Origin of the sequence: Streptomyces sp. NPDC056373 (assembly GCF_042262425.1) — a bacterium.
Lineage (GTDB): Bacteria > Actinomycetota > Actinomycetes > Streptomycetales > Streptomycetaceae > Streptomyces.
In genome coordinates this window covers 14,937-34,413 of the sequence record NZ_JBHJPX010000018.1, presented here as the reverse complement: position 1 = coordinate 34,413, position 19,477 = coordinate 14,937, and the positions used below count along the sequence as shown (strand labels likewise).

Sequence of the window (19,477 nt, the reverse complement as noted above, 5' to 3'; positions counted from 1 at the left end):
GACTCCCCCGCGCCCCCCGAGCACGCCGCCCGTCCCGCGCCCACACCCCCCCCCCCCCGCGCCCCCCCCCCCCCCCCCCCCCCCCCCCGCTTCCGCGTGCGTGTGATCAACAGCCGCTCGGTCACCCCGTGTGATCAACCACACTGTGGCCTCAAAGCCCATGCCGCGCAGGGCGTTCGGAAGGCAGAGGAGCGTGGATCAAGGCAGGTGGAACCGCTTCTGCGGTCCCCTCTGCCACGATGGTCGGCGCCGTACCCGTCGAGGGGTCCACCGTGCAGTGCCGCCGGTGTGACACGCACCTCGTCGCCCTCCTGTGAGTCCTCCGACTCGTCTACGAGTACCGCACTGTGCCCTCCTCGCCCTCCCCCTCCCCTGCCCTGCCCGTTTCCCGCTCGCCCTGGCGGTCGCTGCGGTACCGCAGCATGCGCTGGTGGTCCGTCGCGAACTTCGTGTCGAACGCCGGTACGTGGATGCAGCTCACGGTGCAGAACCTGCTGGTCCTGCAGATCACCGGGTCCGCCGCCGCGACGGGCCTGTCCATGTCCGTGCAGGCCGCTCCCGCGCTGCTGATCAGCGTGCTCGGCGGGGCCGCCGTCGACCGGTGGCCCCGCAAGCTGACGGCGGCCGTGAGCCAGGCGGTGCTCGGCGCCATCGCGTTCACCACGGCCGTCCTCGTGGCGCTGGACCTCATCGACATGACCTCGCTGATGGTGCTGGCCGCCCTCACGGGTGTCGTCGCGACCGTCGACAACCCGGCGTGCGCGCTGCTGGGCAACGACCTCGTGCCGGCGGAGGACGTGCCCTCGGCCATCGGGGTCGGGGCCCTGGTGCACCAGGCGGGCCGGCTGGTGGGGGCGGCCCTGGCCGGCGTGGCGGTCGGGTTCCTCGGCACGTCCGCCGCGTACTTCGGCAACGGCCTGTCGTTCCTGTTCGTGGCCTCGGTCATCCCGTTCCTGCGTCCGGCGGCCGGTGCGGCGCGGCATGACGCCCCGGCCGCCGAGGACACCGGTCCCGACCTGACGGTCCGGGAAGGGCTGGCCTACTTCGTGCGACGCCCGCGCCTGGTCGCGCTGGCGGGTGTGACCGGCATCAGCTCCGTGTTCGGCCGCAACTACGGGCTCACCCTGGCGGTGCTCGTCACCGGGCCCCTCGCGGGCGGGCCCGGCTCGTTCGGCACGGTGTCGACCGTGCTCGCCGTCGGAGGCATCCTCGGCGCGGTGCTCGGCGCCCGGCTGCGCCGGCCGTCCGTGCGGCTGGTGGGCGCCCTGGCGGCGGCGGGGGCGCTGCTGCAGGTGGTGGCGGGGCTGTCACCTTCGCCGGCGGTGCTGATCGCGCTGGTCCTGCCGATGGCCGTGGTGGAGTCCGTCTCCGACACCGCCGGCACGGCCGTTCTCCAGACCGACCCGCCACCGCACCTGCGGGGACGGGTGCTGGGTGTGTGGGGCAGCATCGGCACGGTGTGGGGCCTGGGAGGCCCTCCCGCGCTGGGACTCCTGATGGAACTGGCCGGGCCGCGCGGCGCCCTCGTCACCGGCGGACTGCTCATCGCCGGCGCGATCGCGGCGGGCTCCCTGCTGCGCCGTCGCCGGGCCCCGGTACCGGTCGTCCTCCGCGAGGAGGAGCACGACGCGCCGGGCCGACCGGCACTGAGCCCTGCGGCCTGATCGGGCTCCCCGCCCACCGGCCGACCCTGGCGGCCCGGGCGAGAGCGCTGTGCGAGGGCCGCTCCCGACGTGTCGTCCGCGCAGCCCGCTCCTCTCGTGCGCCCCGCTCGCCCCTCATGCGCCCCGCTCGCCTCTCGGGCGCCCCGCTCGCCTCTCGGGCGTCCTATGGCCGCAACGCCGCCTCCGCCGCCCGGCGGGCCAGCCGGGTCGTGGAGCGGCCGTCGAGGTAGGGCAGGACCACCGCCTGCCCGCCCCAGGTGCGGAGCACCTTCGCCTCGGGCAGGTCCTGGACGGAGTAGTCGCCGCCCTTGACCCAGACGTCCGGCCGCAGCCGGGCCAGTACCGCCTCGGGCGTGTCCTCCTCGAAGACCACGACGGCGTCGACGCTGCCGAGCGCGGCGAGGACGCGGGCCCGGTCCGCCGCCGGGTTGAGCGGGCGCCCCGGTCCCTTTCGGCGCGTGACGGACGCGTCGGAGTTCAGGCACACGATGAGGCAGTCGCCGATGCGCCGGGCGCTCTCCAGCAGCCCGACGTGACCGGCGTGCACCAGGTCGAAGCAGCCGCCGGTGGCGACGACGGTGCCGCCTCGGGCCCTGACCCGCTCCGCGAGCCCGAACGCGTCGGTCGCGGGCTCGTCGGCGGGGCCGGGTGCGGGCTCGGTCCGCCACAGGCCGGGGTTGCCCGCACCGCCCGCCGCGACGAACGCGGCCGCCTCCGCGACGGCACGCTGCAGCGCCTCCTCTGGGAGCAGACCGTCGGCCAGGGCGGCCGTCGCCGTGGCGGCGAAGCAGTCGCCCGCGCCGCAGGGGTCTCCGGCGGCCCGGTAGGGCGCGGGGACCAGCATCGGGGTGCCGGGGCCCGGCCGGGCCAGCAGCACCCCCCGCTCTCCGAGGGTGACGGCCACCCCGGCCGCACGCCAGCGCTCGGCGAGCCGGGCCGCCCGCTCGGCGTACACGCCGAGCGAGGTCCCTCCGGAGCCGGGGTGAAGGGCCCGCGCCTCCGCCGCGTTGGGGGTGACCAGGCGTGCTCCGGGCACGGGCGGGTCGCCCGTGGGGTGCGGGTCCCACACCAGGGGCGTGCGGCGGGCGGCGTCCTCCAGGAGCGGCCGCAGGGTGCCCGCGGTGTGCCGGCCGTAGTCGGCGACCAGGACGGCGCGCGCTCCGGCCAGCGCTTCCCGGACCGCGCCGTCGGGCTCGCCCGGGGTGCCGCCGCCCCGGTCGATGCGCACGACCGGCCGGCCGCCCGCGAGGACGCGGGTCTTGACCGGCAGCGTGCCGTCCAGCGGGATCTCCAGGATCCGGACCCTGCCGCGCAGCCCGCGGCGTACCGCCTCACTGGCCTCGTCGTCGCCGAGCGCGGTCACCAGAGCCACGTCCCGTCCGCCACGGGCGGCGAGGGCGGCGGCCAGTCCGGCTCCGCCGGGGTGGCGGCGGTCACCGGTGACGTCGACGACGGGGGCGGGGCCGTCGGGAGCGAGGCGGGTGGAGACGCCTTCGATGTCCTCGTCGAGGAGGACGTCACCGACGACGACGAGGGGGTGCGGCCCGGTGCGGGTCATGGCGTACTCCCGTGGGTCGAAACCGCGCGCCGCGCGAGGGGCGTGGCCACGGCCGTGTCGAAGCACTCGCAGAGCAGGTGGACGGCGACGAGGTGGGTCTCCTGGACGTTGGCGGTGGTGTCCGCGTCGATGCACAGGGCCTCGTGAGCGGCCTCCGCCAGGGGGTTCGGGCCACGCCCGGTGAGCGCCCAGACGCGCAGGCCGGCCTGCCGGGCGGTCACGGCGGCGGCGATGAGGTTGCCGCTGCGCCCCGAGGTGGACAGCAGCATCAGGACGTCCCCGGGGCGGCCGTGGGCGGTGACCTGACGGGCGTAGACGTGGTCGAAGCCGTAGTCGTTGCCGATGGCGGTCATGCTGGACGTCTCGGCGTGCAGGGCGAGCGCGGAGTACGCGGGGCGTTCCCGGCGGTAGCGGCCGACCAGTTCGGCGGTGAGGTGCTGGGCCTGGGCGGCGCTGCCGCCGTTGCCCGCGGCGAGGAGCCGCCCGCCGCCGCCGAGGACGTCGGCGAGGCGGCCGCCCCAGTGCCCGATCCGGTCCAGGCCGGTCTCGCGGAACCGGCCCAGGGCCTCCTCCAGCGACCGGCAGTGCAGACGGGCGGCGTCGAGGCCGGGCTGTGCAGATGATTCGCTCATGCGGATCGGGCGCACCACCGTGCGGGGACGGCGGGGACCCACACCTCCTTCGGACGGTGGGCGGGGCCGGCGGGGTCGGCCGGCACCGGGGGCGACGGGCTCGGTGTCGAGAGTTTCGCCGGGACCGGCGGGATCGGGCGGCACGGGTGCCGGGCGGACTCGGTGCCGAGGGCCTCGCCGGGACCGGCCGGATCGGGCGGCACGGGTGCCGGGCGGACTCGGTGCCGAGGGCCTCGCCGGGACCGGCCGGATCGGGCGGCACGGGTGCCGGGCGGACACGGTGCCGAGGGCCTCGCCGGGACCGGCCGGATCGGGCGGCGCAGGTGCCGGGCGGACTCGGTGTCGAGGGCCTCGCCGGGACCGGCCGGATCGGGCGGCACGGGTGCCGGTCGGACTCGGTGTCGAGGGCCTCGCCGGGACCGGCCGGATCGGGCGGCGCAGGTGGCAGGGCGGGCCAGGTGCCGGTGTCGAAACCTCGCCCGGACCGGCGGGGTCAGCCTGCACCGGTGGCGGCGGGCTCGGTGTCCAGCACCTCGCAGTAGGCGGCTTCGGTGACCGCGGCGACCTGGCCCCAGCCGTACCTGCTCAGCACCCTCCGGCGGCCCGCCGCCCCGCAGGCCACGCGGGCCTGCGGATCGGCGAGGAGCCCGGCGACGGCGCCGGCCAGGGCCGCCGGATCGCCGGGCGGAACCAGTCGCCCGGTGCCCGGGTCGGCGACGGTGTCGAGCTGCCCGCCGACCGCGCTGGCCACCACGGGCACGCCGCACGCCATGGCCTCCAGCGCGACGATGCCGAAGGGCTCGTAGTCGGCGGGGCAGACCACGACGTCGGCGGAGCGCAGCAGTGCGGGCACCTCCTCGCCGGTGAGGGCGCCGGTGAAGCGGACGCGGTCGGCGACTCCCGCGTCCCGGGCGATGTCGCGCAGCCGCCGTACGTCCGGGTCGCCGTCGAGCCGTCCGGCGGGCGGCCCGCCGACGACGACCAGCTCGGTGCCGGGCAGCCGGGCCAGGGCGGCCACGGTCACGGCGGCTCCCTTGCGCGGCACGAGCCGGCCCAGCTGCAGGATCCGGTGCGGGTACGGGCCGCGCGGCGCGGCCGGACCCCTGGGCGTGAACCGGTCGGTGTCGACGCCGCACGGCACGATGCCGATCCGGTGCGGGGCGATGCCCATGCGGACCAGTTCGTGAACCTCGTCGCGGCAGGTGGCGATGACGCGGTCGCAGTTCAGGCCGATCTCGATCTCGCCGGGAATCCGCTCCGGCGGGCTGGTGTCGGCGAGCCGCTGGTGCCGTCGCTTGACGGTGCCGAGGGCGTGGTACGTGTGCAGCAGGGGAAGGCCGTGCTCGCGGGTGGCGTGCAGCGCGGCCAGGCCCGACATCCAGTAGTGGGAGTGCACGAGGTCCGGTGCCCGGGTGCGCCAGCCGCGGGCGAGGTGACGCCCGAACTCGTCCATGTGCGGCAGCAGCTCGTCCTTGGGGAGCGGTTCGGCCGGCCCGGCGGGTATGTGGTGCACCTCCACGCCCTCCCGCAGTTCCACCCGCAAGGGAAGGTCGGGCGCGTCACGGCGGGTGTGGACGGTGACGCGGTGGCCCCGGTCGGCGAGCGCCCCGGCGAGGTGGGCGACGTGGACGTTCTGCCCGCCGGCGTCGACTCCGCCGAGTGCGGCGAGGGGGCTGGCGTGCTCGGAGACGAGTGAGATCGCGAGGACGCCCGGGTCGAGCGGGCCGCCGCCGAGCGGTCCGGACGGGAAAGGGCTGAGGGACGGGGTCATGAGCACACCTCCGTGATCAGGCGCTCCCAGTCGGTCAGGAAGCGTTTGAGCCCGTAGCGTTCGAGGGCCGCCCGGCGGGCGCGGGCTCCGTCAGCGGTCGCGGCCTCGGGTTCGTGGAGGTAGTGGCGGGCCGCGCGGGCCAGGACGTCGGGGCGGGTGGTCAGCGTGCCGGCGCCGGGCGGGACCGCCTCGACCGCCTCGGTGGTGGCGAGCGCCAGTACGGGCATGCCGAGGTGCATCGCCTCCAGCAGGGACAGGCCCAGCGAGGTCCAGCGCACCGGGTGCAGATACATGCGGCGGTCGGCCAGCGCCGTGTGCAGCTCGCTCTGGGGCAGATCGGCGGTGTGGCAGCGGTCCGGCGGGAGGCCGAGGTGCCGGGCCAGGCCGTCGGTGCCCATTCCGAACACGTCGAGCGGGACGGCCTCGGCGAGGGCGGGCAGCAGGTCGGTGCCGGTGTGGCGGGCGCGGCGCACGGGTTCGTTGACGACGACGGCGGCGCGGGCGAGCCGGCCGTTGTAGCGGTGGCCCGGGTCCACGATGCCGTGCTCGATCACCTCGGTGCGGGTCCTGCCGCCGTCCCAGAACAGCCGGTTGAAGTGGGTCACGTGCACGAGCGTCAGGTCGTCGCGGTCGGCGCACGGGTGCCGGGTGCCGGGCACGTCGCCGCCGGGCGCGTTGTGCTCCAGGTACACCGCGGGCACGTCCCGGCCCGGGCGGCGCCCGCCGAGCCACCGTTCGGCCAGCGCCGCCTCGTGCGGCCGCTGGAGAAGGACCAGGTCGACGGGCGTGTCGCCCAGTTCCGCCGGGGTGATCTCACGGACCGAGGCGGGCCAGGTGAAGGTCCGGGCCCGCCCGAGGCCGTCCGGGCCGCGGTCGGGGGTGACGGGGACGAGGTAGGTGTGCGGGCCCTGGACGAACGCGGTCGTCCAGGAGCCGTGCACGTGCCACAGCAGGATGTTCATACGGCCGCTCCTCGCTCGGTCGGTTCTCCCCGGTCCGCCGGGTGGCCCGTGAGGGCGGCCACCGCGGCGAGCACGTCGCCGTCACCGATGCCGTCGAGGCAGGGGTGTCCGGGCACCGGGCAGTGCCGGGCCCGGGTCTGCGCGCACGCCGCGTGCGGGTCGCCGAGCAGGACGTGCGGTACGCCGTGAGGGGCCCACCGGTCGGCCGGCACGACCGGTGCGAAGAGGCTGACGACGGGTGTGCCCACGGCGGCGGCGAGGTGCGCCGGGCCGGTGTTGCCGGCCACCACGGCCCGGGCTCCGGCCAGGACTCCGGCCAGGTGCGGCAGGTCGGTGGCGCCGCCGAGGTCGAGGGCGTGGCGCCCGGCGACCCGTGCGGTCAGTTCGCGCTCGGCGGGCCCGCCCGTGACGACGACCCGGTGCCCGGCGGCGGACAGTGCGGCCACGGCCCGTGCCGCGCGGCCCGGCGTCCAGGCCCGCGCGGGAACGGCCGCGCCGGGGTGGAGGACGACGTACGGCTCGGGGCCGGTGAGGTGGCCCGTGCTCGGCGGCGGTTGGACACGCAGCCGGCCGTCGTCGCCGGGCGGGAGCGTGAAGCCCTCGGCGCGGGCCAGGTCGAGGGCGGCCAGGACCTCGTGACGGTGCGGCCGCCTGCGGTGCCGCCGGTCGAGCAGTGCGCCCGGGTAGTCCTCGCAGTCGGCGGCGGTCCGCCCGATCCCGGCCAGCTTCAGCAGGAGGGCGGCCGGCAGTGGGCTCTGGTGGTACGACACCAGCACGAGCGCCCGGCCGAAGCGGCCCGCGGTGAGTGTCTCCAGCAGCCGCCGGGTGTCCGCGCGGGTCACCGGCGGCGGCTCCAGCCCGGCCCAGGGGGCGTCGAAGATCAGCACGTCGTCGACGCCGGGCAGCATCCGCCCGGCCGCCGCGCCCGGTCGTCCGCAGAGCAGCGCGGTGTACGAGGACCCGGCGGCGACCGCGCGTACCGCGGGCCCCGCCAGGAGTACGTCTCCGGCGCTGTCGAGACGGACCACGAGGGTGCGGGGCAGGCGGGAGGGGGTCATCGCGGCTCCCCCGCCGGGAGCGCCGGGTCGAGGACGAGGCGTACGGCCGTCGGCAGGTCCGGTGCCGTGACGTCGGCCGCCGCGTTCTCCTCGGCACGGGTGACGGCCGTGGGGACGAGGACCCCTCGGGCCCCCGCCGCCCGCGCCGCCTCCATGTCGGAGCCGATGTCGCCGATGACGGCGGTGCGTTCCGGTGGCACGGCGATGCGCCGGCACGCGGCCAGGACCAGTCCGGGTGCCGGTTTGCGGCAGGCGCAGCCCTCCTGCGGCCCGTGCGGGCACACGGCCCAGACGGCGAACGGCCCGAGCAGCTCCTCCACCCGCAGCCGTACGGCCTCCACGTCGCGGCGGGTCAGCAGGCCACGGGCCACGCCCGGCTGGTTGGTCACGACCCTGACGGGCACCCCTGCGGCGCGTACGGCGTCCACGGCCTCTCGGGCGCCCGGCATGAGCGTGACCCGCGACGGGTCCCCGTTGCAGGGCACGTCGGCGACGAGGGTTCCGTCGCGGTCGAAGAGAACGGCCGCGGGGCGAAGGCCGCCCGGCACGTGCGGGTGCTGCCGCACCTGCCCGGGGAACAGCCAGGGGACGAGGGGCGGCGTCATGACCGCAGCCGTTCCCGGGCGGCCGGGCGGGGCGCGGGCGCCGGCTCACCACTCCCGAACGGGGCGTATCGCCCTGCCTTGCGGTGGGCGACCCGCCCGCGCAGCCAGTGCCAGGTCGCCGCGGGCGGGACGAGGGCGCTGGTCACCGCCATGGTGAGCACCTCGTCGCGGGTGCCCGGCCCGGGCAGGATGCGGGCGAGGGCGAACTCGGTGGTGCCGGCCAGCCAGGCGGCGGCGCAGGCCGCGGCGGCCCGGTGGCGGCCGAGCAGGGCACAGCCGAGCGCCGTCACCGCCGCTCCGGTCACCGCCAGGTGCAGGGGCAGGCGCCCGCGGCGTGCCTCGGCCCTGCGCCACCAGTGACGGCCGTGCAGCCGGGTCATCAGCACGTCGTCGGCGTTTCCCGCCTGGAGCCGGACGGAGATCCAGCGCCCGGCCTGACGTACGGGGTGGGTGGTGGTGCGCCGGCCGGCGGTGAGCGTCCAGCCGGCGTCGAGCAAGCGCAGGGCGAGGTCGGCGTCCTCCCGGAAAGCCCGCCGGAAGCGTTCGTCGAATCCGCCGACGGCCGTCAGCGCGGCCCGGCGGTATGCCAGGTCGGCGGTGATCCAGCGGGCGCCGGTGAGTCCGGCCGTGTTGCGTTCCCAGTCCGTGGGGCGCCGGTCGGCGGGCAGGGGCACCTCGATCCGGGCGGTGATCCCGGCGGTCCGCTCGGTGGCCGCGGCCAGGTCCAGGGCCAGGTCGTCGCCCCAGGTGGGCCCGGGGACGACGTCGTCGTCGAGGAAGACGATCCAGGGCACGTCACCGGCGGCCCGCCAGCCGAGGTTGCGTGCGGCGGCCGGTCCGCGCGCACCGCCGGGCACGACGACGGTGCGTGCGCGCAGGGACGGTGGGACGTCGGCGGTGAGGGGGACGCCGTCGGTGGCGGGACGGTCGTCGACGAGGACCACCCGGACGGGGCCCGGCCCGGTCGTCTCCGCGAGGGCGTGCAGGCAGGCGCCGAGGCTGGGCCGGCCGAGGGTCGGGACGACGACGGCGTACGCGGCGTCGGGCGAGAGGACCTCGGGTCGGGTCATCGGGGGCCTCCGGCATCGGCGCTGCGGGAGTCGGTACGGAAGAGGTCGCCGCGCCGGATCGCGTACGGGCCGATGGCCAGCAGGTCGACGGGCGAGGAGCCGAAGCACTCCAGGGCGTCGCGCGGGTCGTCGGCCATGGGCCGGCCGGCCGTGTTGAGGCTGGTGTTGACGACCACGGGCAGCCCGGTCAGCCGCTCGAACTCGCCGAGCATGCGGGCGGCCAGGGGTTCGCCCTCCGGGTCGACGGTCTGGATGCGGGCGGTGCCGTCGACATGCACGACCGCGGGGATGCGGTCCCGCCATGCGGGTGCCACGTCGTGCACGAACAGCATGTACGGGCTGGGCAGCGGGCCCTCGAAGAGTTCCGCGGCGCGCCCGGCGAGGACCATGGGAGCGACGGGCCGGAACTGCTCGCGGCCCTTGACGTCGTTGAGGCGTTCCAGATTGCCCGCGTGCCCGGGGTGGGCCAGCAGGGAGCGGTGGCCGAGGGCCCGGGGGCCGTACTCGGAGCGGCCCTGGAACCAGGCGACGATCCCGTTGCCCGCCAGGGCGCGGGCCACGGTCGCTGCGATGTCCGGGGGCCGCTCGAAGGGTACGGCCGCGGTCTTCAGCCAGGCTCCGAGCTCGGCGTCGGACCACTCCCGGCCGAGGTCGGCACCGGCCATGGGCTGCGGGCCGTCGCCCTCCACGGCGGACAGCAGCAGGGCTCCGCCCAGGGCGGTGCCGGCGTCTCCCGCCGCGGGCTGCACCCACACCCGGTCGAAGGGGCCCTCTCGGGCGATGCGGGAGTTGGCGACGCAGTTGAGGGCGACACCGCCGGCGAGGGTGAGCACCCGGTCGTGGGTCCGGCCGTGCAGCCAGCGCACCAGGTCGAGCAGGGTCTCCTCCAGTACGGCCTGGGCGCTGGCGGCGACGTCGGCGTGGTCCTGTGTCCACGGCTCGTCGGGGCCGCGCGGGGCGCACAGTTCGTGCCAGGGCACGCCGGTGGCGTGGAAGCCGCCGTCTCCGGTGGGAAACACCTGGCGGCGCAGTTCGTCGAGCATGCGCGGCCTGCCGTGGGAGGCGAGGGCCATGACCTTGAACTCGTCGGAGGAGCGCAGGAAGCCGAGGTGCTCGGTGAGTTCCTCGTAGACGAGGCCGAGCGAGTGCGGCAGGTCCTGGGCGTGCAGTTGGTCCAGGCGGTCGCCCAGGCGGCGGGCGGCCAGGTGGGAGGCGCGTTCGCCGCGGCCGTCGAGGACGAGGACGGAGGAGTTGCCGGCGTCCGGTGCGGCGAAGGCGCTGGAGGCGGCGTGGGCCATGTGGTGCGGTACGAAGCGGACGATGCCGGGGTCGAGGCCGGGCAGGGCGGTCTTCAGGAAGCCCGGTGCCTCGCGGGCGTAGGTCAGCCGCAGGTGGTCCCAGGGGTCGTCCAGGCCCATGTCCTCGGCCGGCCGGGCGAGCCGGGGGTCGAAGGAGTAGGTGACGGCGTCGAGGTCCTGCGGGCGCAGCCCGGCCCGTTTCAGGCACCAGGCAGCGGCCCGCTCGGGCAGTTCCCAGGCGGAGAACGGCAGGGGCCTCTTGCCGTGCTTGCGCCGGGAGAACCGCTCCTCCTCCGCGGCGGCGACGGTCCGTCCGTCGATCACCAGAGCGGCGGCGGGGTCGTGGAAGAGGGCGTTGATTCCGAGGATGCGCATGGGGAGGCGGGCCTTTCGGCGGTCGGGAGACACCGGGGGCGCGGCGGTGCGGGGTGCCCGGGCGGGTTCACTCCTCGGTGCCGGCCTCGCGGAAAGAGGCGATCGTGCGCCGCAGCCCCTCCTCGGCGCGCACCTGTGGTTCCCAGCCGAGCTTGTCGCGGGCCAGCGTGATGTCCGGGCAGCGCACGGCAGGGTCGTCCGCGGGGCGTTCGACGTAGCGGATCTCGGAGGAGGACTCGGCGAGGTCGACGACCAGGCGGGCCAGGTCGAGCATGGTGATCTCGGTCGGGTTGCCGATGTTGACGGGGCCGCGCATGCCGTGGGCGGCGGCGGCGAGGATGCCGCGCACGGTGTCGTCGACGAAGCACAGCGACCGGGTCTGGCGGCCGTCGCCGGTCACGGTGAGGGGCTCGCCGGCCAGGGCCTGCCGTACGAAGGTCGGCACCGCGCGCCCGTCGTGGCCGCGCATGCGGGGGCCGTAGGTGTTGAACAGCCGCACGATGCAGGTGTCGGTGCCCTCGGTCTCGGCGTGGGCGGTGGTCAGTGCCTCGCCGAAGCGTTTGGCCTCGTCGTAGACGCTGCGCGGTCCGACGGGGTTGACGTTGCCCCAGTAGCGCTCGTCCTGGGGGTTCTGCTGCGGGTCGCCGTAGACCTCGGAGGTCGAGGCGAGGACGTAGCGGGCGCCGGCGGAGTGCGCGAGCTCCAGGACGTGGCGGGTGCCGAGGCTGCCGGTCTCCAGGGTGTGCAGCGGGAGACGCAGGTAGTCCGCCGGGGACGCCGGGGAGGCGAAGTGCAGCACGAGGTCCGGCGGCTGTTTGACCCGCAGCCCCTCGGACACGTCGGCCTGGACGAGCGTGAAACCGGGCCGTTCGAGCAGCGGCGACAGGTTCTCGGGCCGACCGGTGCTGAAGTCGTCGACGCAGGTGACGGCCGCGCCCGCGTCCAGGAGGGCGGCGCACAGATAGGAGCCGACGAACCCGGCGCCACCGGTGACGACGGCGTGCTCCCAGGCCCGTGAGAGGGCGGTGCTCATGTCGGTCTCTCCTCCGTCGGCGGCGACGCGAGGCACGACGGTCGCGCTCCGGCCGGCGAAGGGGCCGGAGGGCCGTCGAGCTCACGCCCAGCCTCCGACGGCCGTACGGGCACGGCACGGCCGCGTACGGCGAACCGGTGAGTCACCGAGGGTGACAGGCGCGACCGGGAGGTTGTCCTCGCAGGTCAGCGCGTTGCACTCGGGCGTCGGGCGATCAGCGTGCGGCCCGGACGGTCAGGCGATCAGCGTGCGGCCCGGGTTCAGGCGGTCGAGGAGCTGGTCCCGGTGCAGGCCTGCGACGGGGGCGAGCAGGTCGGGGTGTCGCAACAGCGCGGCGGCTGTCCGGTCGCCGTCGTCGGGGGCGACGAGCCGGCGGAACTCGGCCGGTGCGCCGGTGCTGTGACTGCCGTCGGCGAGTGCGGCCACCGCCCGTGCCGCCAGCTGCGGGTCGGTGAGCAGACCGGCCGCCCAGCTGGCAACGACCTCGTCCACCCAGGTGCGCCAGGCCTGTGCGTCCACGTCGTCGCCGAGGACGGCGTCGGCGCCGGTGACCCGGTCGAGCCTCTCGGAGCCGCCAGGGCCGGCCATGCCGAGCAGGGCGGCGTCCATCGCCGTCGGGTACCGGAGCCAGGCCGCGACGGTCACCGCCTGCCGGGCCTGCACCTCGCACAGGGCGGCGGCCAGCGCGCCGCCGGAGGCGGGGAAGGCGCGGGTGAGCCACTGGGCGGTCGCCGCGATGACGGGGGAGAGATCTGCGTGCACTGCCGGGCCGTCCGAAGGAAGGGGGGGCGGGGATCTGGTCGTAGACGGTAGCCGCCGCTTCCCGCCTCCGGACGTGATCGGGACCTCGTCCGGCACGTGGCCTCGGCCACATCGCCCGGAGGGCCGGGCGTCGTCCTGTGCGTCGGCATCGGCGCCGGCGCTGCGCGCGGCGCCTCGACCCCGTCGTCGAGCCGCCGTCGTGCGCGGCGGTCGCGGTCGTTTCGCCGTACAGGTGCCGGGCACCCGGCCCGCGTGTTCTCCCGTGGACCCGGATCCGCAGGTCGGGCCCGGTGCGTCGGTGTCCGGCCGCCGGTGCGTTCGCTGCGTTTCGACGGCTGGATCGCAGGGGTCGGCACGACGTCCGGCGTCCGCGTGGTGCTCGGCCACTGGCCCCGGTCGCCGTTCGGTCCCTTCAGTGACGTGATGGTCGAGGGGGCCGACGGACATCGGCTGCTGCTGGCACCGACGGCCGGGACGGCGGAGTTCGTCGCCGGCACCTACGTCTTCGACGAGGTACGGGTCGTACCGGTGGAGGTGAGCGTCACCGGCCGCCGGCACTGGACCGTCACCGCGCCGCCGCTGAACCTGGAGTTCAGCACCGGCCGCCGGAACCTGCCGGGCCTTGTGCTGCGGGCGGTCCCGGGGCGCCTGGCCGTGCGGCCGGGCTGGATCGCGCTGTGGGACCGGCCCGCCCGCCTGCTGCTGGGCGCACACACCCACGCCGGCGCCCGGGCCGGACGGCACCAGTGGTACGGCGCCCGGGATCTGCGCCCGGTCACCTCGGCCACCGTGACCTGCGCGGGCGAGAGCCTCGGCGCCCTCGCCCCGGTGGAGCCCCCGGTGCGCTTCGGGACCGGCTCGACACCCCGCCCTCCCTGTCTCGTACGGGTCACCACGACGGTGACCGTGGAGCAGGGCCGGAGTACGACAGGAGTCGCGTCATGACGGAACAGCGAGCGGACTCGCCGGGCGCCGAGCGTGCCCCGGCCACCGACATGTCCCTGCTGGGCATCTACCTCAACGACCATCTCGCCGGTGCCACCGCCGGGACCGCGCGGGCGCGCTACCTGCTGCGCTCGTGCGGCGGCTCGGCGCTCGCCGACGCGCTCGCCCCGGTCGCCGAAGAGATCGCAGACGACCGGATGGCACTGCTCCATCTCATGCGGCGCCTGGACGTCCCGGTACGCCGCTACAAGGTCTACGCGGGCCGGGCGGCCGAACAGGTGGGGCGGCTGAAGAGCAATGGCAGCCTGGTACGGCGCTCTGCGCTGAGCACTCTGTGGGAGCTGGAGGCGCTGGCGCTCGGGGTGGAGGGCAAGCTGGCCGGCTGGGAGACGCTGCGCGATCTGGCCGCCACGGACGAACGTCTCGACCGGCGGCACCTCGACGAGCTCATCGAACGGGCCCACAGGCAGCACACCACGCTGGAGGCGCTGCGTCACAGGCAGGTCGAGGTCGCCTTCCGCGGGGGCTGAGCAACCGGCGTCCGCTCACCAGAACCTGCTGCTGAGGGCGGGCTGGTGGGCGAGCTGCACGGCATCGCGCAGCCGCAGCGCGACGCTGATGGTGGCGCGCAGGGCGGACGGGCGGACGGTCTGGGCGGTCTCGGTGGCGAGGACCAGCAGACAGGCCGCCGCCTGCTCCACGACCGGGACCGGCAGGGTGAAGTCGTTGTCGGCGGCCTCACGGAACGCCTTCAGGGGGATCGCGGCCCCGTCGACGGCCCGCTGCGCGGCCTGCTCCAGATGCTGGGCGGCTTGTTCGCACACGGGGGCCGGAAGGGCGATGGTGCGCTGGAACGGTGTACTCGTCATGACCCGACTGCTCCCCCGGCGGACGCCGCTTCTGTCGCCCGGCGGCGGTATTTCACCGTCCCGCGTGACCGGCGCGTGGCGAATGTCGCGGAATCGAAACAGCGGTCAAGTGCGGTACAACGGCCGCCGCATACGGCAGGTCTACTCCTGCGATCGGCTTCCCGGGCGAACGTCCCGGGAACATGGAGAAGTGACCACAACGGGGGTATCCAGAATGTTCCGCACCGCCTCGCGCCCGAACCGCTGGAGCGTTTTCGCCGTCGGCTGCGTCGCCGCCCTCGGCATCGCGGCCGCAGCGGTCCCGGCGGCCGCCGCGACGGCCACGGAGGCCGACGACCGCTACACCGCACAGGAGATCCACACCTTCCTGGAGGACTTCTACGGGGAGCACGGGCCGGGCGACTTCGCCCGCAAGTACGGCATCTCGCCGCAGCTCAAGGAGAAGGTGGCCGACAACCCGGAGTCCGACGTCCTGCTGTGCGCGCAGAACGTCCCGGCGTCGATCGACATCGGCCCGGTCACCACGGCCCAGTCCGCGCGGGTCGGCTGGGCGACCGTGAGCACCTACTGGAACGGTGGCTCCGGCAAGGCGGAGTTCACCGCGTATGTCGATCTCGACGCGACGCGGACGATCCAGTTGCTCGATGTGGACTGCGGTTCCGGAAGCTGAGAAGGGGTTCGTATGACCGTCCGTTCCGATGTGGCGGCCCGGCTCACCGGGCGGGCGGTCAGCGGCGAGAGGCGGCTGTCGGGGCATCTCGCCGAAATCGCCCTCGACGACGGGCGGGTCGTGGTCGTCAAGCGGTCCGACGCGCCGGGGGCGGCCCGGGCCGAGGCGGCGGGGCTGCGGTGGCTGGCCGCTGCCGGGAGCGTACGGGTGCCGGTGGTGCACGGGCATGAGGACGGCTGGCTGGTCATCGACCGGGTTCCGCAGGGGCGAGCGGACCCCGCTGCCGCGGTGCGGTTCGGGCGGGACCTCGCGGCGCTGCACGCCGCCGGGGCACCGGCCTTCGGGGCGGCGCCGCCGGGCGGCCCGGTGGACGCGTACATCGGGCCGGCGCCGATGCGCAACGAGCCCGGTACCGACTGGGCGCGCTGGTACGCCGGGCAGCGCGTGCTGCCGTATCTGCGGCGGTCGGTCGACGAGGGCACGCTCCGGCCGCGGGAGGCGGCCGTCGTCGAGCGGCTGTGCGAGCGACTGCCTGCGCTGGCCGGGCCCGCCGAGCCGCCCGCGCGGCTGCACGGCGACCTGTGGAGCGGCAACGTGCTGTGGGCGGCCGACGGGCACGTCCGGCTGATCGACCCGGCCGCGCACGGCGGGCACCGGGAGACGGACCTGGCGATGCTGCGGCTGTTCGGCTGCCCCCACCTGGAGCGGGTGCTGGACGGCTACCAGGAGGTCGCGCCGCTCGCGGACGGCTGGACCGGACGGGTCGGCGTGCACCAGCTGTTCCCGCTGCTGGTGCACGCCGTGCTGTTCGGCCGGGGCTACGCGGAACAGGCCCTCACCGCGGCCCGTACGGCCCTGGACGGATGACTCGTCAGCGGGTCACGACGTGCCGTTCGTCGGGGACGCAGTGGGTCATGGTGAGGCCCTCGACGTCGCGCGGCTTGTTGCCGCCGAGGTCGGCCAGGCGCTCGCGGTCCTCGTCCGTGAGGTCCTGGCCCGCCAGCGGCTGCAGTTCCGCCACGTCCTCGGGGCCGATGCCCAGCCCTTCGCCGACCCGCAGGCCGAGGTCGTTCTCGACCAGCAGGAAGTGCCAGACCATGCGCTCCTGGATCGCCCGTTCGCACTGGGACAGTTGACCGATGAAGTTCTTCACCAGGTCGTCGCGTTCCCAGTCCTCCAGCAGCAGATAGCGCTGACCGGCCTGGAGATAGTCGTTGGTGCGGGGGATGCGCTTGCGGGTGAGCCGGCCACGGATCTCGGGCCCCTGCTCGTCGTGCGCCGGGTAGCGGGCCTCGCGCAGGCCACCGGTGATGGACGGCTCATAGTTGACCTGCGGGTTCTCTCCTCCGCCGTCCACGTGGTGGGCCATCTGGCCGTCGCGCTGGTTGGTGCGCACCTCGGCGCTCTTCGCCTGGTTGACGGGCAGCTGCAGGTAGTTCGGGCCGACCCGGTAGCGCTGGGTGTCGCTGTAGGAGAAGGTCCGGCCGATGAGCATCTTGTCGTCGGAGAAGTCCAGGCCGTCCACGAGTACGCCGGTACCGAAGGAGATCTGCTCGTTCTCGGCGAAGAAGTCCTTGGGCATCCGGTCGAGCACCATCCGGCCCACCGGTCGCGGCGGGAAGTCCTGCTCGGGCCAGGTCTTGGTGTCGTCCAGGGGGTCGAAGTCGAGCTCGGGGTGGTCGTGGTCGTCCATCATCTGGACGAGCAGCTCCCACTCCGGGTGGTCTCCGCGGGCGACGGCCTCGTACAGGTCCTTGGTGGCGTGACCGAGCGTGTCGGCCTGGACGTTGGCGGCGTCCTCCTCGGTCATGCTGCGCACGCCCTGCCTGGGCATCCAGTGGTACTTGACGAGCTTGGTGTCGCCGTCGGCGTTGACCCACTTGTAGGTGTTGACGCCGAAGCCCTGCATGTGGCGGTAGTCGGCGGGGATGCCGCGCGGGCTGAACAGGTTGACCAGCATGTGCATGGCCTCGGGCGTCTGCGACATGAAGTCGAAGATGCGGTTCGGCTGCTGCTCGAAGGTCACCGGGTCGGGCTTGAGGGCGTGGATGACGTCCGGGAACTTGATGGCGTCGCGGATGAAGAAGACGCCCAGGTTGTTGCCGACCAGGTCCCAGTTGCCGTCCTCGGTGTAGAACTTGACGGCGAAACCACGCGGGTCGCGCGCGGCCTCGGAGGAGTCACGGCCGCCGATCACCGTGGAGAAGCGGACGGCCACGTCCGTGCGCTTGCCCCGCTCCTGGAACAGCTTGGCCCGGGTGTAGCGGCTGACCGGCTCGTCACCCCAGGTGCCGTAGGCCTCGAAATGGCCGTAGGCGGTGACGCCGCGGGCGTGCACGACCCGTTCGGGGATGCGTTCCCGGTCGAAGTGGCTGATCTTCTCCAGGAACTGGTAGTTCTCCAGCGTCGCGGGGCCCCTGGCGCCGACGGTGCGCTGGTTCTGGTTGTCGTAGACCGGATGGCCCTGGCGGTCGGTGAGTACCTCGCGGTCGTCGCCCGGTGCGGGACCGGTGCCGGAAACGTCCGTCATATGCGTGGGCTCCTTCGGCTCGTGACCGCCGGCCGGGCCGGAGCCGCGAGGGTCCGCCCGGCCGGTCCTGGCGGGACGTGCCGGGTACCCGGACGACGCGGTCACTCACGTGCCACAGGCCCCGTCCGGTGCCTTCGGCGGCACGGACGAGGGCCGCCGTACGAGGGATGGCATGGTGGCTGCCGGCACCGACGGCAGAGCCGCGAGAGAGGGAGCGCGATGCGGAACGTCTACTGGATCGGGGGCGGCAGCGGCGCGGGCAAGTCCACGATCGCCCGCCGTCTCGCCGACCGGCACGGCTGGCGCCTCTACGCGACGGACGACGCGATGGCGGAGCACGCGCGCCGGACCACCGCCGAGGAGGCGCCCTTCCTGCACGCGTTCCTGGCCATGGACCTGGACGAGCGGTGGGTCGACCGGTCCCCCGAGACCATGCTCGAGACGTTCCACTGGTTCCGGGGCGAGGCCTTCGGCCTGATCGTCGAAGATCTCGCGCGACTGCCCGGAGACACACCCGTGGTCGTCGAGGGGTTCCGGCTGCTGCCGCACCTGGTGAAGCCCCTGCTCACCGAGCCCGGACACGCGGTCTGGCTGCTGCCCACACCGGACTTCCGCCAGGTCGCGTTCGCGAGCCGCGCCACCCCCGGGGGAAGGTTCACGCAGCGGACCGGCGATCCCGGGCGGGCGGAGGACAACCTCGCCGTGCGGGACGCCCTGTTCACCGAGCGGCTGCGCGAGGAGACCGGACGCCTGGGGCTCCCCTCCCTCACGGTGGACGGCACGCGCACGGAGGACGAACTGGCCGAACGGGTCGGCGAGGTCTTCCGGCTCCGGGACGGAGAAGGACCCGGACCCGCGCGGGGTCCGGGCCCTTGAGGGCCCGGTGAGCCTCAGCCGCCGTCGAGGCGTGCGCGCCGCCAGCCTTGTCCGCCCCCCACCGACCGGGCCGGATCAACGGCAGGTGTAGGCGAAGGACGCGGACGCCGTGTGCCTGCTGGGGGACTTGATGACCAGCCACGCCGTCGCCTGGTTGGTGCCCTTGCCGTGGAAGGTCCACAGCAGGCGCAGACGCGTCTCCTCCTGCCCCTTGCCCAACCGCTCCTCGCGCGGCCCCGAGGAAGTGCCGTCACTGCGGTTCCACTCGTAGGTGAACGCGCCGGCCGATCCGTCGGTGTGCACCACCGCGACCACCTCGGCCGTTCCGTCGCACCCGAGGACGCTGCTCGCTCGCGCCGTAACCTGGGTGATCCGCAGGTCCCCCGTCTGCCGTTGCCAGAGCAACCAGGCCAGCACGATCACCAGGACGGCCGCCGCCAGGCCGTATCTGCGCAACCCCTGGGACCGGCGGCGGGGCGTTCTCCGGCTCACGCGCTTCCCCGTGCTGTCCCAGACGTCGACGGCGGTGTCCGTCAGCCCCAGGGGCGGGACGCCAGGTCCGAAGTGCAGGACTTCGGACTCGGGCGCGGACGCCGGCTCGGTACTCGTCCAGTGGGCGTCGAGGGCGGTCGGAACGTAGGTCGCGTCGACGACGTCCCTGATGGTCGGTTGCACATCCGGATCCTGCAAGGTCGGCTGCAGGCCCGGCTCCCCTGAGTCCCACGGCACGACCGGGCGCTCGCCGCGGTCCGTCATCCTCGCCCTCCGTTCGGCTCGCTCATCGACACTCGGCCGGACC

General features: G+C 74.9%; 19 protein-coding genes. 6 read left to right on the top strand and 13 right to left on the bottom strand.

The features are described from left to right. The first annotated feature begins 422 nt into the window (after window positions 1–422). On the top strand, window positions 423–1,664 hold the full coding sequence (locus ACFCXS_RS32300) for an MFS transporter (protein WP_376646904.1): 1,242 nt from the start codon (window positions 423–425) through the stop codon (window positions 1,662–1,664). A gap of 163 nt (window positions 1,665–1,827) precedes the next feature. On the opposite strand, the gene rfaE2 is transcribed toward ACFCXS_RS32300, so the two are convergent. The 10 genes from rfaE2 to ACFCXS_RS32250 form a co-directional block, all read right to left on the bottom strand. After that, a complete protein-coding gene (gene rfaE2, locus ACFCXS_RS32295; protein ID WP_376646903.1) occupies window positions 1,828–3,222 on the bottom strand; it encodes a D-glycero-beta-D-manno-heptose 1-phosphate adenylyltransferase in 1,395 nt (464 codons plus the stop codon). Further along, window positions 3,219–3,854 carry an SIS domain-containing protein gene (locus tag ACFCXS_RS32290; RefSeq protein WP_376646902.1) on the bottom strand — a complete coding sequence of 212 codons (636 nt, stop codon included), beginning with the start codon at window positions 3,852–3,854 and terminating at the stop codon, window positions 3,219–3,221. The genes rfaE2 and ACFCXS_RS32290 overlap by 4 nt, the downstream gene beginning before the upstream one ends. A 493-nt stretch (window positions 3,855–4,347) precedes the next feature. After that, window positions 4,348–5,625, bottom strand: a complete 1,278-nt coding sequence (locus tag ACFCXS_RS32285) for a glycosyltransferase (protein ID WP_376646901.1) — start codon at window positions 5,623–5,625, stop codon at window positions 4,348–4,350. Continuing rightward, window positions 5,622–6,587, bottom strand: a complete 966-nt coding sequence (locus tag ACFCXS_RS32280) for a glycosyltransferase (RefSeq protein ID WP_376646900.1) — start codon at window positions 6,585–6,587, stop codon at window positions 5,622–5,624. Before ACFCXS_RS32280 ends, ACFCXS_RS32285 begins: the two co-directional genes overlap by 4 nt. Continuing rightward, a complete protein-coding gene (locus tag ACFCXS_RS32275; RefSeq protein WP_376646899.1) occupies window positions 6,584–7,645 on the bottom strand; it encodes a glycosyltransferase family 9 protein in 1,062 nt (353 codons plus the stop codon). The genes ACFCXS_RS32280 and ACFCXS_RS32275 overlap by 4 nt, the downstream gene beginning before the upstream one ends. Further along, the gene (locus tag ACFCXS_RS32270) at window positions 7,642–8,250 is read right to left on the bottom strand and encodes a D-glycero-alpha-D-manno-heptose-1,7-bisphosphate 7-phosphatase (RefSeq protein ID WP_376646898.1); all 609 of its coding nucleotides are present in this window, start codon (window positions 8,248–8,250) and stop codon (window positions 7,642–7,644) included. Before ACFCXS_RS32270 ends, ACFCXS_RS32275 begins: the two co-directional genes overlap by 4 nt. Beyond that, window positions 8,247–9,320 (bottom strand): glycosyltransferase family 2 protein, encoded by a 1,074-nt coding sequence (locus ACFCXS_RS32265; protein WP_376646897.1) that lies wholly within the window; start codon window positions 9,318–9,320, stop codon window positions 8,247–8,249. Before ACFCXS_RS32265 ends, ACFCXS_RS32270 begins: the two co-directional genes overlap by 4 nt. Next, window positions 9,317–10,993, bottom strand: coding sequence for a carbamoyltransferase (locus ACFCXS_RS32260; RefSeq protein ID WP_376646896.1), 1,677 nt, complete (start codon window positions 10,991–10,993; stop codon window positions 9,317–9,319). Before ACFCXS_RS32260 ends, ACFCXS_RS32265 begins: the two co-directional genes overlap by 4 nt. A gap of 67 nt (window positions 10,994–11,060) precedes the next feature. Beyond that, the gene (locus ACFCXS_RS32255) at window positions 11,061–12,026 is read right to left on the bottom strand and encodes an NAD-dependent epimerase/dehydratase family protein (protein WP_376646895.1); all 966 of its coding nucleotides are present in this window, start codon (window positions 12,024–12,026) and stop codon (window positions 11,061–11,063) included. Window positions 12,027–12,260: 234 nt separating this feature from the next. Further along, on the bottom strand, window positions 12,261–12,788 hold the full coding sequence (locus ACFCXS_RS32250) for a hypothetical protein (protein ID WP_376646894.1): 528 nt from the start codon (window positions 12,786–12,788) through the stop codon (window positions 12,261–12,263). Between the two features lie 312 nt (window positions 12,789–13,100). On the opposite strand from ACFCXS_RS32250, the gene ACFCXS_RS32245 reads away from it, so the two are divergent. Together ACFCXS_RS32245 and ACFCXS_RS32240 are read left to right on the top strand one after the other, a co-directional pair. Continuing rightward, window positions 13,101–13,733, top strand: coding sequence for a hypothetical protein (locus tag ACFCXS_RS32245; RefSeq protein WP_376646893.1), 633 nt, complete (start codon window positions 13,101–13,103; stop codon window positions 13,731–13,733). After that, entirely contained in the window at window positions 13,730–14,263 is a 534-nt protein-coding gene (locus ACFCXS_RS32240; RefSeq protein WP_376646892.1) for a hypothetical protein, read from the top strand. The genes ACFCXS_RS32245 and ACFCXS_RS32240 overlap by 4 nt, the downstream gene beginning before the upstream one ends. 15 nt (window positions 14,264–14,278) lie before the next feature. On the opposite strand, the gene ACFCXS_RS32235 is transcribed toward ACFCXS_RS32240, so the two are convergent. Then, window positions 14,279–14,602, bottom strand: coding sequence for a hypothetical protein (locus tag ACFCXS_RS32235; protein ID WP_344459559.1), 324 nt, complete (start codon window positions 14,600–14,602; stop codon window positions 14,279–14,281). A gap of 214 nt (window positions 14,603–14,816) precedes the next feature. Between ACFCXS_RS32235 and ACFCXS_RS32230 the strand changes: the two genes are divergently transcribed. Further along, on the top strand, window positions 14,817–15,272 hold the full coding sequence (locus tag ACFCXS_RS32230) for a hypothetical protein (protein ID WP_376646891.1): 456 nt from the start codon (window positions 14,817–14,819) through the stop codon (window positions 15,270–15,272). 12 nt (window positions 15,273–15,284) lie between these two features. Then, window positions 15,285–16,139, top strand: a complete 855-nt coding sequence (locus ACFCXS_RS32225; protein ID WP_376646890.1) for a fructosamine kinase family protein — start codon at window positions 15,285–15,287, stop codon at window positions 16,137–16,139. Between the two features lie 4 nt (window positions 16,140–16,143). On the opposite strand, the gene ACFCXS_RS32220 is transcribed toward ACFCXS_RS32225, so the two are convergent. Then, on the bottom strand, window positions 16,144–17,802 hold the full coding sequence (locus tag ACFCXS_RS32220) for a catalase (RefSeq protein ID WP_376646889.1): 1,659 nt from the start codon (window positions 17,800–17,802) through the stop codon (window positions 16,144–16,146). A 219-nt stretch (window positions 17,803–18,021) separates the two neighbouring features. Between ACFCXS_RS32220 and ACFCXS_RS32215 the strand changes: the two genes are divergently transcribed. Further along, the gene (locus ACFCXS_RS32215; RefSeq protein WP_376646888.1) at window positions 18,022–18,678 is read left to right on the top strand and encodes a hypothetical protein; all 657 of its coding nucleotides are present in this window, start codon (window positions 18,022–18,024) and stop codon (window positions 18,676–18,678) included. Window positions 18,679–18,753: 75 nt separating this feature from the next. Here ACFCXS_RS32215 and ACFCXS_RS32210 read toward each other — a convergent pair whose 3' ends face one another. Then, window positions 18,754–19,434, bottom strand: a complete 681-nt coding sequence (locus ACFCXS_RS32210; protein ID WP_376646887.1) for a hypothetical protein — start codon at window positions 19,432–19,434, stop codon at window positions 18,754–18,756. Window positions 19,435–19,477: the final 43 nt, after the last annotated feature.

Bases quoted from the DNA above. Each gene is read 5' to 3' on its own strand.
- ACFCXS_RS32215 (WP_376646888.1), top strand. From the start codon at position 18,022: ATGCGGAACGTCTACTGGATCGGGGGCGGCAGCGGCGCGGGCAAGTCC.
- ACFCXS_RS32275 (WP_376646899.1), bottom strand. From the start codon at position 7,645: ATGACCCCCTCCCGCCTGCCCCGCACCCTCGTGGTCCGTCTCGACAGC.
- ACFCXS_RS32280 (WP_376646900.1), bottom strand. From the start codon at position 6,587: ATGAACATCCTGCTGTGGCACGTGCACGGCTCCTGGACGACCGCGTTC.
- ACFCXS_RS32300 (WP_376646904.1), top strand. From the start codon at position 423: ATGCGCTGGTGGTCCGTCGCGAACTTCGTGTCGAACGCCGGTACGTGG.
- ACFCXS_RS32225 (WP_376646890.1), top strand. From the start codon at position 15,285: ATGACCGTCCGTTCCGATGTGGCGGCCCGGCTCACCGGGCGGGCGGTC.
- ACFCXS_RS32285 (WP_376646901.1), bottom strand. From the start codon at position 5,625: ATGACCCCGTCCCTCAGCCCTTTCCCGTCCGGACCGCTCGGCGGCGGC.
- ACFCXS_RS32230 (WP_376646891.1), top strand. From the start codon at position 14,817: ATGTTCCGCACCGCCTCGCGCCCGAACCGCTGGAGCGTTTTCGCCGTC.
- ACFCXS_RS32265 (WP_376646897.1), bottom strand. From the start codon at position 9,320: ATGACCCGACCCGAGGTCCTCTCGCCCGACGCCGCGTACGCCGTCGTC.
- rfaE2 (WP_376646903.1), bottom strand. From the start codon at position 3,222: ATGACCCGCACCGGGCCGCACCCCCTCGTCGTCGTCGGTGACGTCCTC.
- ACFCXS_RS32210 (WP_376646887.1), bottom strand. From the start codon at position 19,434: ATGACGGACCGCGGCGAGCGCCCGGTCGTGCCGTGGGACTCAGGGGAG.
- ACFCXS_RS32220 (WP_376646889.1), bottom strand. From the start codon at position 17,802: ATGACGGACGTTTCCGGCACCGGTCCCGCACCGGGCGACGACCGCGAG.
- ACFCXS_RS32235 (WP_344459559.1), bottom strand. From the start codon at position 14,602: ATGACGAGTACACCGTTCCAGCGCACCATCGCCCTTCCGGCCCCCGTG.
- ACFCXS_RS32240 (WP_376646892.1), top strand. From the start codon at position 13,730: ATGACGGAACAGCGAGCGGACTCGCCGGGCGCCGAGCGTGCCCCGGCC.
- ACFCXS_RS32290 (WP_376646902.1), bottom strand. From the start codon at position 3,854: ATGAGCGAATCATCTGCACAGCCCGGCCTCGACGCCGCCCGTCTGCAC.
- ACFCXS_RS32260 (WP_376646896.1), bottom strand. From the start codon at position 10,993: ATGCGCATCCTCGGAATCAACGCCCTCTTCCACGACCCCGCCGCCGCT.
- ACFCXS_RS32270 (WP_376646898.1), bottom strand. From the start codon at position 8,250: ATGACGCCGCCCCTCGTCCCCTGGCTGTTCCCCGGGCAGGTGCGGCAG.
- ACFCXS_RS32255 (WP_376646895.1), bottom strand. From the start codon at position 12,026: ATGAGCACCGCCCTCTCACGGGCCTGGGAGCACGCCGTCGTCACCGGT.